Origin of the sequence: Pseudohalioglobus lutimaris (genome assembly GCF_002866825.1) — a bacterium.
Classification (GTDB): domain Bacteria; phylum Pseudomonadota; class Gammaproteobacteria; order Pseudomonadales; family Halieaceae; genus Halioglobus; species Halioglobus lutimaris.
In genome coordinates, this window is the sequence record NZ_PKUS01000011.1 from 121,841 (window position 1) to 138,228 (window position 16,388).

A 16,388-nucleotide genomic window follows, 5' to 3' on the forward strand; every position below is an offset into this window, starting at 1 on the left:
TGTAGCGAACGCAAATGCACATGAAGTTGGAGGCCCATGTCCTGTATGCTTTAGCCCGCACTAATGATAATCATTGCCATGCGTATCACCCGATACCGTGGATGGTCGCAGATGGGAACCGCAGCCCATAACTAATAAACAGGAGCACACACTATGCAGAAACAATTCAGGAACTCACTCATGAGCGTTGCCGTACTGGCAGCCCTTGGAGTGTCTGACTATGCCGCAGCGCAACTTGAAGAAGTTGTGGTAACGGCACGAAAAAGAGCGGAAAGCATGCAGGATGTGCCTATGGCCATTTCTGCATTCAGCGCCCAGCAGCTGCAGGATGCGCAGATCGATGGCATGGAAGATCTTGAGCGCATGACCCCTAACGTCACCCTCACTGAAACCAGTGGTCTTCAGGCTGGCTCGATAGCGGTCTTCATACGCGGTATCGGCAATGATCCCGGTTTTGCGCAGGGTGTGGGCATTTACGTCGATGACGTGTACATGAACCGCACAGCTGGCGCACTATTGGAAGTCTATGACGTGGAGCGCATCGAAGTGCTGAAGGGCCCCCAGGGTCACCTTTATGGGCGTAATACCATTGGCGGTGCGATCAAGTACGTTTCTCGAGAGCCCTCTGAAGAGGTGATGGGTGGCGTCGAGCTCAAGACAGGCGAGTTTGACCTGATGCAGCTCAAGGCCAACATTTCCGGCCCTATCATTGGGGACACTTTGCTGGGTAGCTTTGGCGCACTGTATCGCGAACGAGACGGTATCCAGGAAAATACCCTCGACGGTGAGGAGTTCTGGGATCAGGATGTGGCATCCTATCGCGGCAGTCTGATATGGAACGCGACAGACAGCCTGCGCATCAAACTGGCTGGCGACTATTTTAAGGACGATTCCACTCCGCGCATACCCAATCGCAGTGGTGTAAACACAGCCTTCATGGGCCAGCTTGATTTCTTCACCAATGGCGCAAATTTCTTCCTGGCGCCCGGTACCGGCCTGCTGCAGTCCCCGAACGATGCGGGTTTGCCCTCGGACCCGGATGAAGTATCCACCGACCAGGGTGCACTGCTCGATGAGTATGAAATAGAGGCGACCACCGTAGCAGTGACCATTGACTGGGACATTAACGACCAGTGGTCTTTCAAGTCGATCACCGCCCAGCGCAATGTTGATCACATTCAGCCCTTCGATTTTGACGGTAGTGAGCAGAACTTTATCAACACCATCAATGATCGTGAGTTCGAGGATTTCAGCCAGGAATTCCAGGTTAACTATAGCGGAGACAGCTTTGAAGTCGTCGCCGGAGCCTATTACCTGGACGGTGATACCTCGGCCCCGGGTGTCACTACCCAGACTCCGCGCCTGTTGGGTACAACGCTGCAGTTCAAAGATACCTTTGTTGATGAGCGGGAAATTCAGTCAACCTCTGTCTACGCCAACGTGGACTGGAGCATCTCCGAGAGCTGGCAGCTGTCGTTTGGCGGACGTTACACCAAGGACGAGAGAGAGGAACGCCAGCAAGCCACGGTCGACCAGACCTTGTATGCGCTTGCGCTGGGTAACACGCCCTTTGGCGTTGTGCCCCTGGCCATCGCACCGGGACAGGGTGACAATGCCGCTGCCAGCCCCAACTTCGTGGCCTGGGCGACACCTTTCACCGATGCTATCGACATTTCATTCCCCGAGCCAACCAATGCCAAGGATGACTGGACCGAATTCTCGCCCAGCGCACGCCTGACGTGGTTTGCAACCGATGACATGATGGTTTATGCGGGCTTCTCCAACGGCTTCAAGTCCGGCGGTTTCCAGAGACAAAGTGGTAAGAGCACTGCATTCGACCCGGAAACTGTGGATTCCTACACTCTGGGTATCAAGAGCACCTGGCTCGACGGCACACTGCGTGCCAACGGTGAGGTCTTCCTCAACGATTATCAGGACAAGCAGTTGGCAACCATTGGCCTGGTCGAAGGTAACCTGGAAGAGTTTGTCGATAACGTGGGTGAACTGGAGACCAGCGGTGTTGAACTGGAGTTGATCTGGCTGCCCGCTTTAGAGGGACTCACAGTGGGTCTAAACGTGGGCTACCTCGACGTGGATGTGAAGGCCTTTGATTCTGAAGAGGGCGACCGTGCTGACACCACAGCAATTGGCTTCTCTCCTGACTGGACCGTAGCAGCGCGGGTCAACTATGACTTCGATCTCTCCGATTGGGGCACCATGATGATTGGTACTGACGTTGCCTATCGCACCGACTCTTACACCAACTCGCCCATCGACCTGACCAATGAAGCTGCCGCTGAAGCGCAGATTCAGGAAGAGCATGCGATCTGGAACGCCATCGCGGCATTCCGCAGCGCTGATGGCCACTGGCGGGTGGCGGTAGAAGGCAAGAACCTCGAAGACAAGCGGGTGGTCACCAACACCTTTGACCTGACCCTGTTCCAGACTGCCGGTTATAACATGCCGCGCACCTGGGCTGTGTCAGTCGGCTACGAGTTCTAGAACGGTAGTAGTGTGGAGCCCATTTGGGTCTCTTGTTGCCGCGTCCTACGGGCGCGGCTTTTTTATGCCTGAAAGTAACGCTATATAAAAGGATTGGATTATGAGATTCACCTTGTTAACAGGTCTGGGTGGAACAGCCGACTACCATCAGATCGCGCGCACTGCGGAGTCTGCGGGTTTTCATTCGATGGGCGTGCCAGACAGCCTCTTTTATCCGGAGATTACCGAGTCCGACTACCCGTATATGGATACGAATGCGGTACGTCAGGTGCTTGATGGAGTGCCGGTACTGGAGCCTTTCATCGCCATGGCGGGTATGGCCGCTGTCACCGAGCGCCTGCGTTTTTATCCGGCGGTGATGAAGGTACCCGTGCGTCAGCCGCTGGTTCTGGCCAAGGCACTGTCCTCGCTAGCCGTGGCCAGCGGCGGTCGCGTCAGCCTGGGTGCCGGCCTGAGTCCATGGAAGGAAGACTTTACATTTAACGGTGTTGATTTTGACCAGCGCGGCAAACTCTTCGACGAATGCCTGCATATTATTCGTGCGGCGATGAGTGGTGACTACTTTGAATATGAGTCAGAACATTTCAATATAGGTCGCTGTAAGCTCTCACCGGTGCCCGACACGGCAGTGCCCATGCTAATTGGTGGTCACGCCAAGCCTGCGCTGCGGCGAGCGGCCAGACTTGGTGACGGCTGGATCTCCGCCAATTCTGATTACGATACACTGAAAGGCCTGCTGCAAACGCTGGCAGAATTGCGCCGCGAGCACGGGACTGATCAAAAAGAAGGGTTCGAGATACACGCATTTGATGTCACTGCGCGCAAGATCGAAGATTACCAGCGCCTTGAAGCGCTTGGGGTCACAGATATCTGTGTAAATCCGTGGAATGCCTATGATCCTGATATTACGCTGGAGAAGAAACTGGCGGGTATCCAGCGCTTCGCAGAGGGTATTATCCACCGCTATCCGTAAACCCTGCGCCGGACTTATCACCCGGCTGTAATCCTGCCCCATACTGGGGCAGGCCAGGGTGAAATTCCTAGAGGGACTCTGGACGCATCATCGCATCGTGGCCGCCGTCGATATACAGCATCGCTCCGCAGATGAAGCCTGCACGGTCGCTGAGCAAGAAGCTGGCGGCGTCGGCCATGTCCTGGGGGACACCGGGCCTGCCGACTGGAATAGACGCAATAAACTGTTTTATCGCCTCACTGTAAGTGGGGTCATCCTCGACGGCCATGCTCAGGGGAGTGCGGGTGTAACCCGGCCCTATGGCATTCATGCGAATGCCCTCGGCAGCGTAGGCCTGGGTATTCTGGCGCATCCAGCGCGTTACCGCTTGTTTGGTGCCGGAGTAAACCGGCTGTCCTTCCATTTCTTCCGCCAGCGCAAAGGCCTGCTGCTCGTTTCCTTCCAGCAGTGCGCTGATGAAGTCGGGGTTTGTCGGCATGGGCGCGGAGTTTGAGGAGACCAGCAATACAGCTGCCTTGTTGCGAGCCAGCATGGGGCGCAGCCCCGCTATCAGCTCAACCGTGCCGTAGTAATTGACGCTGGTTATCAGTGACTTGTTGGGTACGTGCGAGCCAAGCCCTGCGCTGGTAACCAGGCCTGCCAGTTCGCCTCCGGTGGCGGCTTCTATGGCGCCGATGGCGTCTGTACGGCCTTCAGCAGTCGACAGGTCAGCGACGATGTCCGCCTCCTGGATGTCCAGGCTGAGGCAGCGGTTGCCTTCGCTCCTGAGCTGCTCAGCGATGGCCAGTCCAATACCGCTGGCGCCGCCAGTAATAACATAGGTTCCCATAATTTATTTTCCTGTTCTGTTAGTCGGGGGTGTCGTTTCCTGCAGTGCCGAGGCGGCAGTGTGCCCATCGGCATCAGCTTGGGGCAGGGCAAAGGCGATGTAGCTGTCTCCGGTGGGCGTGCCCAACTTGCCGCCGCTGCAGGTAACTACAATATATTGTCTGCCGCCGATTTCATATGTGGCCGGTGTTGCGTAGCCGGCCGCAGGTAATTTGTACTGCCAGAGCAGTTTGCCGCTGCGCTTGTCGAAAATGCGCAGCATCTCATCGGAGGTGGCTGCGATAATGAGCAGTCCGCCAGCGGTAACCACTGGACCGCCATAGTTGCGCGTGCCAGTAGCCGGAACGCCTTCCTCGCGTAGCTGCGCGTATTCGCCCAGCGTTACCTGCCAGGCCCGCTTGCCGGTGGCCAGGTCAATGGCGGTGAGCGTGCCCCAGGGCGGCTGCACCGCCGGGTAAAAACGTTCGTCGACAAAATCGTTGTAGCCGGCGAACACATAGGCGGTCTCGGTTTCCCCGTCCTGTTCTGCGCTGGCCTCACCCGCATCAAACGCGAATACGTAGTCCACGAGCGCTTCGAGATCATGGCGAGCCAGCTGGGGAAACGGCATCATGCGGCCCTTGCCAGCGCGGATCACCTCCATGGCGTCTCGCTTGTCGCTGCGCTGGGCAATGCCGGCCAATGCGGGTGCATAGGGATAAAAGCCCTGCAAATCCAGGCCGTGACAGCCGCTACACTGTTGACGAAACAGGAATGCTCCACGGCCCACACTGCTGCCTTTATTTACCTCAACTGCCTGCACCTGAATGATGTGCGGCGCCTCAATGGCGTTGATGTAGTAGAGATTGCTCTGCGGGTCAAAAGCACCGCCACCCCAGTTGCCACCGCCATAAAACCCGGGAAAGAGCACCGATTTCTTAAGCCCCGGGGGGCGCATGTAAGCGAACTCCTCGGCGTCTTCCAGCTGCTTTTTGACATACGCGTAAGTGCGGGGGTTTATCTGCGACAGGTCGTCAGCCGAAAAAGTCTGGCGGGTAAATGGTTCGGGTAAAGTGACCATGGGTTGTGTGGGGTAGGCCACTTCGCCCGGTACATTGGATGCCGGCACCGGCACTTCCTCAATCGGGAACACAGGTTTACCCGTATCGCGGTCAAGCAGGTAGAGCACGCCCTGTTTAGATGCCTGCGCCAGCACATCACGCTTGCCGTCCTGGGTGGTGACTGTCGCCAGGGTCGGCGCGGAGCTGAGATCCCGGTCCCATAGATCGTGATGCACGGTTTGGAAGTGCCAGAGGCGCTTACCGCTGCGTGCATCCAGAGCGATGATAGTATTACCAAAGAGGTTGGCACCGACACGCCCGGAGCCGTCAAAATCGGGTGTGGGTGAACCGGTGGGAACGTAGACCACGCCCCTTTCCCGATCCACGCTCATGCCTGCCCAGGCGTTGGCGCCGCCGGCCGTTTCCCAGGCCCTGGCAGGCCAGGTTTCGTGGCCGGTTTCGCCGGGGTGGGGAATAGTGTGAAAGGTCCAGGCCAGTGAGCCGTCAATGGTGCTGTAGGCTCGAATGTCGCCGGGTGCCGCGCCGGCGCTTTCCGCAACCGCTGACCCCATTATGATCAGATCGTCGAAAATGACGCCGGGCGAGGGTGCATTGATGCTGACCTTTTGTGGATCCCGACCCAAGCCCAGGCGCAGGTCTACTCTGCCATTTTCGCCAAAGCTCTTTATCGGTTTTCCGGTAAGGGCGTCCAGGGCCATCAGGTAATGGCCGGTTGTGAACAGTACGCGTTTGCCCACTTCCCCTTGCCAGTACGTGATGCCGCGCATATTGGAAAGCCCGACGTGCGTCAGTGGCGGGTTGTAGGACCAGAGTTCCTTACCGCTAGCCGCATCCAGCGCGAACACGTTGTACAGCGGGTTGCGGCCATAGAGGACGTTGTCCACTATGACCGGGTTCACCTGTAGTTCGGAGGTCGCTGGCAGTGGCGCACCCTTTGCACTCTCGTAGCGCCACGCCACGGTCAGTTGCCCGACGTTGCCCTCATTGACCTGATCCAGTTCCGAGTAGTGCGTGTTGCCGTCGTCACCGCCGTAGGTCTGCCACCCGTAGAAGTCAGTGGCGCTAGCGACTGAGCCCAGGGTTAGCAGTACCAGACCAGTTAATCCGACAAGGCCCTGCCTCATTATACGTCCCGGTTATCCAGGGTCAGCTTCCAGTCGGGTACGTGCAACTGCGGTGTCTTGCCGCCGTCCACCGGTAAAACGATACCGGTTATGAATGCAGCATCGTCAGAGGCAAGGAAGCAGATGCTATGCGCAAGGTCCTCCGGGGTGCCAAGGCGGTGAATGGGGATGGAGCTTGCCATCAGCTCTTTCATGGCCTCATTCTTACCAACCGATGCGTCCAGACCGGGGGTTTCCACTGCGCCAGGAGCGACCACGTTGACCCGCACGCCGTAGGGTGCAGCTTCCATTGCTGCGCACATGCTGAACTGGTTTACCGCGGCTTTTGCGGCGGAATAAGCGCCCGCGGCGACACCGGCGCGCAGGCTGCTCACCGAGGAAATGTTAATGATGGAACCGCTGCCCTGGGGCTGCATAATCTTCATTGCTGCCTGTACACCGATAAAGACGCTCTCTACCGAAACGCCGAAGTTGGCGCGCCAGTCCTCAATATTCTGGTCCAATACCATGCCGCCGATGACTGACGGGGCATTGTTGACCAGCACGTCCAGGCGGCCGAATTCTTCAGCGGTATCGGCAATGAGTTTGGCGAAGGCATCGATATCTCCGATATCCAGTTCCACTCCCTTGAACTTGCCACCAAACTGGGCGATCTCTTCTGCCAGGCTGTCCAGCCGCGGCATTCGGCGGGCGCAGGCAATAACCTGGGCACCTTCCCTGGCGAGTTGCAGGGCAGTGGCCCGGCCAATACCCATGCTGCCGCCAGTCACGATGGCGACCTTTCCGTCAAAGCGTTGCTGTGTCATGTGGTGTATGCTCCTCTCTTTGTGTGTTCCGAATCCATTCGTTGAATGCGCGGTTACAGTGCCAACGTGGCCGTGCCACTGACATGGTAGCCGCGGCTGTTGCGTCCGCCAAACTGCACTTCAACCTGGCCGTCGTCTGCGGCAGAAACCTGCCCCTGCATAACCATGGTATCACCGGGTACGTTTGGTGCCATCAGTTTGAATCTCAGCTTCTGCAGGCGGCTGCCAGGGCCAGCCCAGTCACTGAGGTAGCGGGCGCACAGGCCGCTGGTGGTGAGTATATTCATAAAAATATCGGGCATGGCCGCTGCTCTGGCAGCTGGTGCATTATGGTGTACGTCGATGAAGTCCTGAGTGGCAACGGCGCCGCTGACAATCAGCTTATGGGTGATGGGGATCGCCAGTTCAGGCAGCTGCTGTCCAGCGGACACTGAGCTCGGGTCAAGATCGACAAAATCAGGCTCCCATTCGCTGGTCGGGAGTGTTACCGGCTGTGCTGAATCTGCCGAGTTACTGTCATCCGCCTGCTGTTCCTGGGCAGGCGCATACTGCAGATAGGTAATCAGTGCCTCGGCGAAAAGCTGCTCGTTCTGGTCCAGATACTCAACTCGCTCAGTCACAAAGTAGCCCTGGCCCAGCCCGGTCTCTTTCAGTTCACTGATATTAACGACCGTCGTAAAGTGGTGGGCCCTGTCACCCTCGTTCAGGTAACGATGGAAGCTGATGTCATAGCTCACAGCCACGTTGGCCGGAAAACCGTGCTCACTGAGTGTATCGAAGACCTGATAGGGGGCGTCGTCGGTCGAGCCCGGCGCGTAGACCATATTGACGTCGCGCATGGTCCACATCTGCATCATTGCCGGTGGCGCTAGCGCAGAGGTGATACCCCGTGCTGCCTGGTAAGCCGTATCCAGGTAGAGCGGGTTGCGGTCACCCATGGCGCTGCACCATTGCCAGACCTGTACACGGCTTACCGGGTTAAAGCTGTTGTAAGGCCCCAGCCGATTGCCTGTCAGTGCCTTGGTATCCAGTTCTTTCTGATCAGAGACCGCGCGATTCATAATTCTGCCTTTTCTGCTGCACGATCCAAAATCTTAGGTCTTTTGCTTTGCAGCCGACAGCACCGAAGGGGTCGAATACATGTGCGAGATGTGTCAATCACCCAGCGGGGGCCCGGCAATGGCGGCATTCTACCCTTGAAAACGGCAGGCAGTGGCCCCATATCCCCCCGCAGGTAATAATCTAATTAAATTTCAATCGCTTAGCTATCGAGGTTGACCAATGACTGCAGATGTTAAAAAGGAGACCATGGGTTTCCAGACCGAGGCGAAGCAGCTGCTTCACCTGATGATCCACTCTCTCTATTCCAACCGGGAAATCTTCCTCCGCGAACTGATATCCAACGCATCAGACGCCATCGACAAATTGCGTTTTGCGGCCTTGTCCAACGAGGCCTTACTGGAAGGTCAGGGTGACTACCAGGTTCAGGTGGATGTGGACAAGGACGCGCGAACCATCACTATCGCGGACAACGGTATCGGTATGAACCGTGACGAGGTGGTCGAACACCTTGGCACCATCGCCAAATCCGGCACCGCGGCCTTCATGGAAAGTCTCACTGGCGACCAGCAGAAAGACTCGCAATTGATTGGCCAGTTCGGCGTTGGGTTCTACTCTGCGTTCATCGTGGCAGATCGCGTTGAGGTGCATACGCGTAAGGCAGGAGAAGATGCTGACCAGGGCGTGGTTTGGGAATCACACGGAGAATCAGAGTTCAGCGTAGAGCCGCGTGACAAGGCGACTCGTGGTACCAGTATCATGCTGTTCCTGAAAGACGACTGCGAGGAATTCGCAGACGACTTCCGCGTGCGTAGCGTGATCAAAAAGTACTCTGACCATATCTCGGTACCGGTAATGATGCTCAAGCCCGCAGCGCCAGTGGCAGAAGACGCGGAAGAGCAGACAGAGCAGCCCCCCGAATACGAAGCCGTTAACGAGGCCACCGCACTGTGGACACGCAGCCGCACCGAGATTTCAGATGACGAATACAACGAGTTTTACAAGCACGTATCCCATGATTTCGATGAGCCGCTCACCTGGAGCCACAACAAGGTAGAAGGCAAATTCGACTACACCAGCCTGCTCTACATTCCCAAGCGCGCTCCGTTCGATATGTGGAACCGCGACATGGCCAGGGGCCTGAAGTTGTATGTGCAGCGCACGTTTATCATGGACGACGCAGAGCAGTTCCTGCCTCTGTATTTGCGTTTTGTGAAAGGTGTGGTGGACTCCAACGACCTGCCACTGAACGTATCACGGGAGATCCTGCAGCAGGACGCAGCAGTAGAGTCCATGCGCAGCGCGTTGACCAAGCGCGTGCTGGATATGCTTTCGAAACTGGCGAAGAAAGGCGGTGACGACTACGCCGGTTTTTGGAAAGAGTTCGGCCAGGTGTTGAAAGAAGGCCCGGCTGAGGACTTTGCCAACAAGGAGAAAATTGCCGGTCTATTACGTTTTTCCTCGACGCATACTGATGCGCCGGAGCAAGACCAGTCCCTGGAAGACTATGTGCAGCGTATGCAGGAAGACCAGGAGAAAATCTTCTATGTTGTTGCCGAGAATTTCAATACCGCCAAGAACAGTCCCCATCTGGAGGTATTCCGCAAGAAGGGCATTGAGGTGCTGTTGCTCTGCGACCGCGTTGATGACTGGCTGATGAATCATCTCCAGGAGTTTGACGGCAAGGCCTTCCAGGACGTCGCTCGTGGGGCCCTGGACCTGGCAGCGGACACGGAAGAAGAAAAAGCCGAGCAGGAGAAGCTGCAGAAGGAAAGCGAAGCGCTGGTAGAGCGCATGACAAAGGTGCTCGAAGGCAAGGTGGCAGAAGTCCGGGCGACGGCGCGACTGACAGACTCACCGGCCTGCCTGGTGGTGGGTGAATTCGATATGGGCGCGCAGATGCGGCGCATAATGGAAGCGGCAGGACAACCGGTTCCAGACAGCAAACCGATTCTGGAGATTAACCCGGGGCATCCTCTGTTGGAAATGCTCGACCAGGAGCAGGACGAAGACCAATTTGCCGAGTTGTCAGCAATCGTGTTTGATCAGGCTAACCTGGCCGAGGGAGGGCAGTTGGATGACCCGGCTGCCTACGTGTCCAGGCTGAACAAGCTGCTGCTCACACTGAGCGGCAGGTAGGCTTTCCAGGCGAACCACGGCAGGCGTAGCGCCTGTCGTGGTTCGCCTGTCCCTGCAGAAATAACCCGATCCGCTGGATCGGTATCCCGGTCACCCCGATTCTCAATCATATACGAGGCCTGGCCTGGGAACAGGTTTTTGCGACGCTATGTAAAAAGCGCGCTCATGCTATTCGTTTTGGTAGACTGTGCGGCAAAAGCATAAGAATGGAGTTGGCGATATGACCACTCGACACACCGTCGCGGTGCTGGGCGGTGGCAGTTTTGGCACGGTTATCGGCAACATCATCGCCAACAACGGTCACAGCGTCAGGCTCTGGTTACGTAATGACGGCCTGGCCGCGACCATTAACAGCTCCCGGGAGAACAGTGTTTACCTGCCGGGGTATCATCTCAGCGACAGACTGTACGCGACGACATCATTGCGCGAATCGGTAGCGGATGCGGATATCGTTTTCGTTGCGGTTCCCGGGAAGTCGTTCCGTGAAGTCGTGCAGCAATTGCCCCGGATGATTTCTGGCGATAGCCAGGTTATCAGCTTGACCAAGGGTATAGAGCCAGGTGGCTTTCGCCTGATGAGCCAGATCTTGCGCGAGGAGTTGCCGGATAACCCGCTGGGTGTGCTGTCGGGCCCCAATCTCGCCAGCGAGATTGCCCTGGGCCATGTATCCGCTTCAGTGATAGCCAGTGAGTCGCCTTCCGTAACCCGGTGCATCCATGACCTCCTGCACTGCGAGGCTTTCCTTATCTACGCGTCTGATGATATGTACGGTGTGGAACTGGGCGGCGCGCTCAAGAACGTCTATGCGATTCTCGCCGGCGTCGGCGCAGCCTTGGGTTTTGGTGAAAATACCCAGGGCATGCTGCTTACCCGAGCACTGGCGGAAATGTCGCGTTTTGCTGTCTGTCTGGGCGCCAACCCGTTGACGTTTCTCGGGCTCTCGGGGGTGGGCGATCTTTTTGTGACCTGTTCATCACCTTTATCACGTAATTACCAGGTAGGGCTCGCATTGGGAAAAGGCCGGCCATTGGAGGATATTCTGGCGACGATGGACCAGGTAGCGGAGGGCATCAATACCCTCGGGTTGCTCAAGCGCGAGGCCGACTCCCGGGGCGTGCCCATGCCATTGGTGGACGGCCTCCACGCTATTCTTTACGAACACCGGGAAGTCGAGGACGTACTGACGTCCATAATGCACCGGGAGCAGGCCCAGGATGTGGAGTTTGTCATCCGCTAGTTAACAGATGGAATTGCTATGTTATTGACGATATGGCGCCACGGTCAGGCCGGAAGTGCTGCAAGTGACCGAGTGCGGGAGTTAACTGCGCAGGGACGTGCGGACATTGGCCTGGGCGTCCAGCGCTTCGCGCAACAGTGTGAGAAAAGAGGCCTCGCGCCACCAGACCACATCCTGTTCAGCGAGTGGGTTCGCACCCGCCAGACTGCAGGCATACTGGCGAGCTTTTTTCCCGATGCTCCTTGTACAGCCTGTACGGCCCTGGTGCCGGGCCGTTACCCTGCGGATGTGGACAATGAACTGGACGCAAGGTGGTCCGCCGGGCCTGCACAGCACCTGCTGCTGGTGTCACACCAGCCACTGGTTTCAGCGCTGGTTGATCATTATCTGGGGCAGCCGGGAAGGGTGGCGCCGTTGCTGCCCGGGGGACTCGCGACCCTGCAGCTCGATGTGTTCGCCAGTGGCTGCGGTAGCCTGTGCTTCTCTGCCCAGCCCCCTGAATATGAGGCAGTGGTATGAGTGACGTCGTGCCAGTTGAACGAGCGTGGGATGTTCATGGGCTGCATTTGACCGCCCAGTGCTGGGGTGATCCAGAAAGTCCGCCCGTGCTGGCCCTGCATGGATGGTTGGATAACGCCGCAAGCTTTGCTCCTCTCGCTGCCTGCCTGGCCGACGCGTTTTATGTGGTCGCCCTGGATCTCTCCGGTCATGGCCAATCCGGTTGGCGCTCTGCCGATGCGACATACCAGGTCTATGACGACCTTCCCCAGATCAGGGGTATCATAGAGCAGTTGGGCTGGAGCAAATTCGCACTGATCGGGCATTCGCGGGGCGCTATTATCGGTACGCTCTTTGCCGCGACGTTCCCGGAGTTGGTCTCGCGGCTGATACTGCTGGACGGTATCGTGCCGTCGCCACTGGAGCCAGCGGGTTTTGTCGACCAGATGCGCAACTTTGTGATAGAGAAGGAGCGTCTGTTAAATCGGCAGTACCGCATCTTTGAGAGCGAACAACAGGCTGTCATGGTGCGCGAAGAGCAGGGGTTGAACAGGGCGTCGGCACAGCTCATAGCGATGCGCAATCTGCGAGCCTGCGAGGGCGGCTTTACCTGGTCTACTGACCCCCGGTTGCGGGGCGCGTCGGCGGTTAAGATGACCACAGAGCAGATTGATGTCGTGTTGGCCGCAGTGACCACGCCGACACTGCTAATGGCGGCAGAGCAGGGGCTGGCTGGCAAGCACCCGGAAGTATTCCAGTCCCTCGAGGAGCGCATGCCCGACATTAAGCTTGAACAGGTGCCGGGAGGACATCATTTCCATATGGAGAACGGTGTCGTTACACTTGCGCAGAGATTGCAGCGCTTTTTGCTGGGTCGTGGTTGAGGTTATATGTCAATTATCATCAAAGTTGTTATTGCGGCCCTGTTTGTTGTCGTACTGCCCGTTCGGGCGGAGAATCCCGCAGTACTGCTGCAACAGTTCGATGCTTACCCGCACGCGGTCAGGGTAGGGCACGGAGTGACCACGGTTAATGACCACGAGATTGGCCTGGGTGCCATGCGCAAGGTTCGCGGCGTGTGGGGCTTCAAGAAGAGTGAGCGCCAGAGCGGCGAGTTGACCCGCTATACCTGGCAGATCACTGACGGCTTCACGGCGAATGAGATACTCACCGAGATCGAGTCAGCACTCAAGCCAGAGGAACTGCTATTCGCTTGCGAGGGTCGCAGCTGCGGTAAAGGCGCCCAGTGGGCCAACAGGGTGTTTCACGAGCGTTTGCTCTATGGCCGGGACGACCAGCAGCGGTATCGTGTTTACGGTCGTGATGGTGAGCCGTCCGGTTACCGTCTTTTGCTGTTCAGTTCGACACGCACTGCTGACAGGCAATACCTGCACGCTGAATTGCTGGCGATTGCTCCCTAGCCACGGGTCGTCGCTGTTGCTTACATTTGCAGCAGCTGCAAAAATTCGTCGCGTGTGGCCTGGTGCTCTCGAAAGCTACCGAGCATCGCGGACGTTTTCATTACCGAGTTCTGTTTCTCGACGCCGCGCATCATCATGCACATGTGACGGGCCTCAATGATGACGCCCACGCCTTCTGCCCCAGTGACTGTCATGATGGTTTCGGCGATCTGGCTGGTCAGGGATTCCTGTATTTGCAGCCGGCGGGCGAAAACATCCACCAGTCGGGCAACCTTGGACAAACCCAGCACTTTTCCAGTGGGAATGTAGGCGACGTGGCAACGGCCAATGAACGGCAGCAGGTGGTGCTCACACAGTGAGTACAGCTCAACATTCTGCACCAGTACCATTTCGCTGGACTCGGACGGGAACAGGGCTTCATTAACGACCTCGTCCACCGATTGCTGATAGCCACGGGTGAGAAACTCGAACGCGCGCGCGGCACGTGCTGGCGTGTCCACCAGACCGGGTCTATTGAGATCCTCGCCGATGGCCGTAATTATATTTGCCCAGTTCTCTTCCACCAGATAACGCCTCATATCGAAGGTAAACCAGCCGCCGTTGCGGCGCAGCGATAGTAACAATCGCCCCCACGCATGGCAAACCGGGGGCAACAGCGAGTACACTTCACCGATGGATGAAAATAGCGATCAGAGCAGGCGTTTCAGCAGTGTGGGAGAGGCCATGGAATACTGTTGCGCAGCGTTGGAAAACGGCGACGTTTTCTTCGGCCACGGCACGGACAACGCCTGGGATGAGGCTGTGCAACTGGTGCTATTCGTCGCACAACTGCCCGCTGATGCAGATGACGGTTGCTTGAGCACTCCACTCAGCGCGGCGCAAGGCGAGGAGGTATTGTCCCTGCTGCGTCGACGCACCCTGGAGCACGTACCGCTGCCGTACCTGACCGGGAAGGCATGGTTTGCCGGTATCGAGTTTGCCTGTGACCGCAGGGCGATCGTGCCGCGTTCGCCTATTGCTGAATTGATACTCAATGATTACCGGCCCTGGTACGCAGGCAAGCAACCGCAGCGTATTCTTGACCTGTGCTGTGGTGGCGGTTGCATCGGGTTGGCGGCGGCGGTATATGCTCCCGAGGCAGCGGTGGACCTTGTGGATCTCGATACGCAGGCGCTGGAGCTGGCAGCGGAGAATCGTGCATTACTAGGCTGCGAAAACAGGGTAGAGATAGTGCAGTCTGACCTGTTTGATGCGCTTGCCGGACGGCGTTATGACCTGATTCTGTCCAATCCTCCCTACGTCGATGCTGCAGACCTGGCGGCGATGCCTGAGGAGTACCAGCATGAGCCGGAGCTGGCCCTGGGAAGCGGCACAGATGGCCTGGCGCTTACGCGGGTCATCCTTGCCCGTGCGCTGGACTTTCTCAATGATGACGGTTTGCTGGCAGTTGAGGTCGGCAATAGTTGGGAAGCACTGGAGCGGGCCTATCCGGGGGTTGCGTTTACGTGGCTGGAGCTAGAGGCCGGCGGCCACGGCCTTTTTGTGCTGACTGCGCAGGAATTACGTCAATACCGTGAGAGCCTGAGCGGATAATAGGTATAATAGGCGGCCCTAAACTCGCAGGCGCAGCATCAAGATGTCCGGTAACAGTATTGGCAAGCTTTTCACCGTCACCAGTTTTGGCGAGAGTCATGGACCGGCGTTGGGCTGTGTCATTGATGGCTGTCCCCCTGGGCTGGAACTCGACAGCGCCGACCTGCAAAGAGACCTCGACAGGCGCAAGCCGGGCACGTCGCGTTATACCACCCAACGCCGGGAGGCGGATGAAGTCCGGATTCTGTCCGGCGTGTTTGACGGCAAAACTACTGGTACGCCCATCGGTCTGTTGATCGAAAACACCGACCAACGTTCCAAGGACTATACCAACATCGCCAACACGTTTCGTCCGGCGCATGCAGACTACACCTACAATCAAAAGTATGGTTTTCGCGACTATCGCGGAGGCGGCCGTTCCTCGGCCAGAGAAACGGCCATGCGCGTGGCAGCAGGCGCTGTAGCGAAGAAATACCTGGGCAGCCGCTACGGTATCGAGGTGCGCGGCTACCTTTCCCAACTGGGTCCCATACGGGCAGAAAAGCTGGACTGGGCGCAGGTTGAGACCAACCCGTTCTTCTGCCCTGACGCCGATGCCGTGCCAAAAATGGAAGCCTACATGGCGGACCTTAACAAAGAGGGCGATTCCATCGGCGCACGCATCAATGTGGTGGCGTCCAACGTCATGCCCGGGTTGGGCGAGCCCGTCTTCGACAGGCTCGACGCCGATATCGCTCACGCCATGATGAGTATCAATGCGGTGAAGGGCGTGGAGATTGGCGCCGGCTTTTCCAGCGTGGAACAAAAGGGAAGTGAGCACCGTGACCTGCTGACGCCAGAGGGGTTTATTGGCAATAACGCGGGCGGCGTGTTGGGTGGAATTTCCAGTGGCCAGGACATTACGGTCAGTATCGCGCTGAAGCCCACCTCCAGTATTCGTCAGCCGGGTGCCACCATCGATACGCATGGCAAGGCAATGGAGATGGTTACCCACGGTCGCCACGATCCCTGTGTGGGTATTCGCGCCACACCTATTGCCGAGGCAATGTTGGCTATCGTACTCATGGATCACCTGCTGCGCCATCGAGGGCAAAATGCAGATGTGCGGTGTGAGACACCGGTTATCCCGGCTTCACGCCCGAACTGA

General features: G+C 57.5%; 14 protein-coding genes. 9 read left to right on the forward strand and 5 right to left on the reverse strand.

From position 1 onward, the window contains the following. The first annotated feature begins 180 nt into the window (after positions 1–180). Together C0039_RS11005 and C0039_RS11010 are read left to right on the forward strand one after the other, a co-directional pair. Positions 181–2,502 (forward strand): TonB-dependent receptor, encoded by a 2,322-nt coding sequence (locus C0039_RS11005; protein WP_165787101.1) that lies wholly within the window; start codon positions 181–183, stop codon positions 2,500–2,502. A 100-nt stretch (positions 2,503–2,602) separates the two neighbouring features. Further along, positions 2,603–3,475, forward strand: a complete 873-nt coding sequence (locus C0039_RS11010; RefSeq protein WP_076001462.1) for a TIGR03619 family F420-dependent LLM class oxidoreductase — start codon at positions 2,603–2,605, stop codon at positions 3,473–3,475. Positions 3,476–3,542: 67 nt separating this feature from the next. Here C0039_RS11010 and C0039_RS11015 read toward each other — a convergent pair whose 3' ends face one another. The 4 genes from C0039_RS11015 to C0039_RS11030 are packed head-to-tail and all read right to left on the reverse strand — an operon-like array spanning position 3,543 to position 8,355. Beyond that, entirely contained in the window at positions 3,543–4,304 is a 762-nt protein-coding gene (locus C0039_RS11015; protein WP_076001461.1) for an SDR family oxidoreductase, read from the reverse strand. A 3-nt stretch (positions 4,305–4,307) separates the two neighbouring features. Continuing rightward, positions 4,308–6,488, reverse strand: a complete 2,181-nt coding sequence (locus C0039_RS11020; RefSeq protein WP_101518069.1) for a pyrroloquinoline quinone-dependent dehydrogenase — start codon at positions 6,486–6,488, stop codon at positions 4,308–4,310. After that, entirely contained in the window at positions 6,488–7,294 is an 807-nt protein-coding gene (locus C0039_RS11025) for an SDR family NAD(P)-dependent oxidoreductase (RefSeq protein WP_076001459.1), read from the reverse strand. Before C0039_RS11025 ends, C0039_RS11020 begins: the two co-directional genes overlap by 1 nt. A gap of 53 nt (positions 7,295–7,347) precedes the next feature. Beyond that, a complete protein-coding gene (locus C0039_RS11030) occupies positions 7,348–8,355 on the reverse strand; it encodes an FAS1-like dehydratase domain-containing protein (protein ID WP_084179872.1) in 1,008 nt (335 codons plus the stop codon). 220 nt (positions 8,356–8,575) lie between these two features. Between C0039_RS11030 and htpG the strand changes: the two genes are divergently transcribed. The 5 genes from htpG (at position 8,576) to C0039_RS11055 (ending at position 13,648) form a co-directional block, all read left to right on the forward strand. Then, positions 8,576–10,492, forward strand: a complete 1,917-nt coding sequence (gene htpG / locus C0039_RS11035; protein WP_101518070.1) for a molecular chaperone HtpG — start codon at positions 8,576–8,578, stop codon at positions 10,490–10,492. A gap of 220 nt (positions 10,493–10,712) precedes the next feature. Then, entirely contained in the window at positions 10,713–11,729 is a 1,017-nt protein-coding gene (locus C0039_RS11040) for an NAD(P)H-dependent glycerol-3-phosphate dehydrogenase (protein ID WP_076001457.1), read from the forward strand. A gap of 18 nt (positions 11,730–11,747) precedes the next feature. After that, a complete protein-coding gene (locus C0039_RS11045) occupies positions 11,748–12,248 on the forward strand; it encodes a SixA phosphatase family protein (protein WP_076001456.1) in 501 nt (166 codons plus the stop codon). Further along, a complete protein-coding gene (locus C0039_RS11050; RefSeq protein WP_076001455.1) occupies positions 12,245–13,111 on the forward strand; it encodes an alpha/beta fold hydrolase in 867 nt (288 codons plus the stop codon). Before C0039_RS11045 ends, C0039_RS11050 begins: the two co-directional genes overlap by 4 nt. Positions 13,112–13,117: 6 nt before the next feature. Beyond that, positions 13,118–13,648, forward strand: coding sequence for a DUF4892 domain-containing protein (locus tag C0039_RS11055; protein WP_084179871.1), 531 nt, complete (start codon positions 13,118–13,120; stop codon positions 13,646–13,648). Between the two features lie 20 nt (positions 13,649–13,668). On the opposite strand, the gene folE is transcribed toward C0039_RS11055, so the two are convergent. Continuing rightward, complete coding sequence (gene folE, locus C0039_RS11060; protein WP_165787102.1) at positions 13,669–14,226, reverse strand: GTP cyclohydrolase I FolE; 558 nt, start codon at positions 14,224–14,226, stop codon at positions 13,669–13,671. A 94-nt stretch (positions 14,227–14,320) separates the two neighbouring features. Here folE and prmB point away from each other — a divergent pair, with 94 nt between their 5' ends. Together prmB and aroC are read left to right on the forward strand one after the other, a co-directional pair. Next, on the forward strand, positions 14,321–15,241 hold the full coding sequence (gene prmB, locus C0039_RS11065; protein WP_101518071.1) for a 50S ribosomal protein L3 N(5)-glutamine methyltransferase: 921 nt from the start codon (positions 14,321–14,323) through the stop codon (positions 15,239–15,241). A 43-nt stretch (positions 15,242–15,284) separates the two neighbouring features. Next, entirely contained in the window at positions 15,285–16,388 is a 1,104-nt protein-coding gene (aroC, locus tag C0039_RS11070; RefSeq protein WP_101518072.1) for a chorismate synthase, read from the forward strand.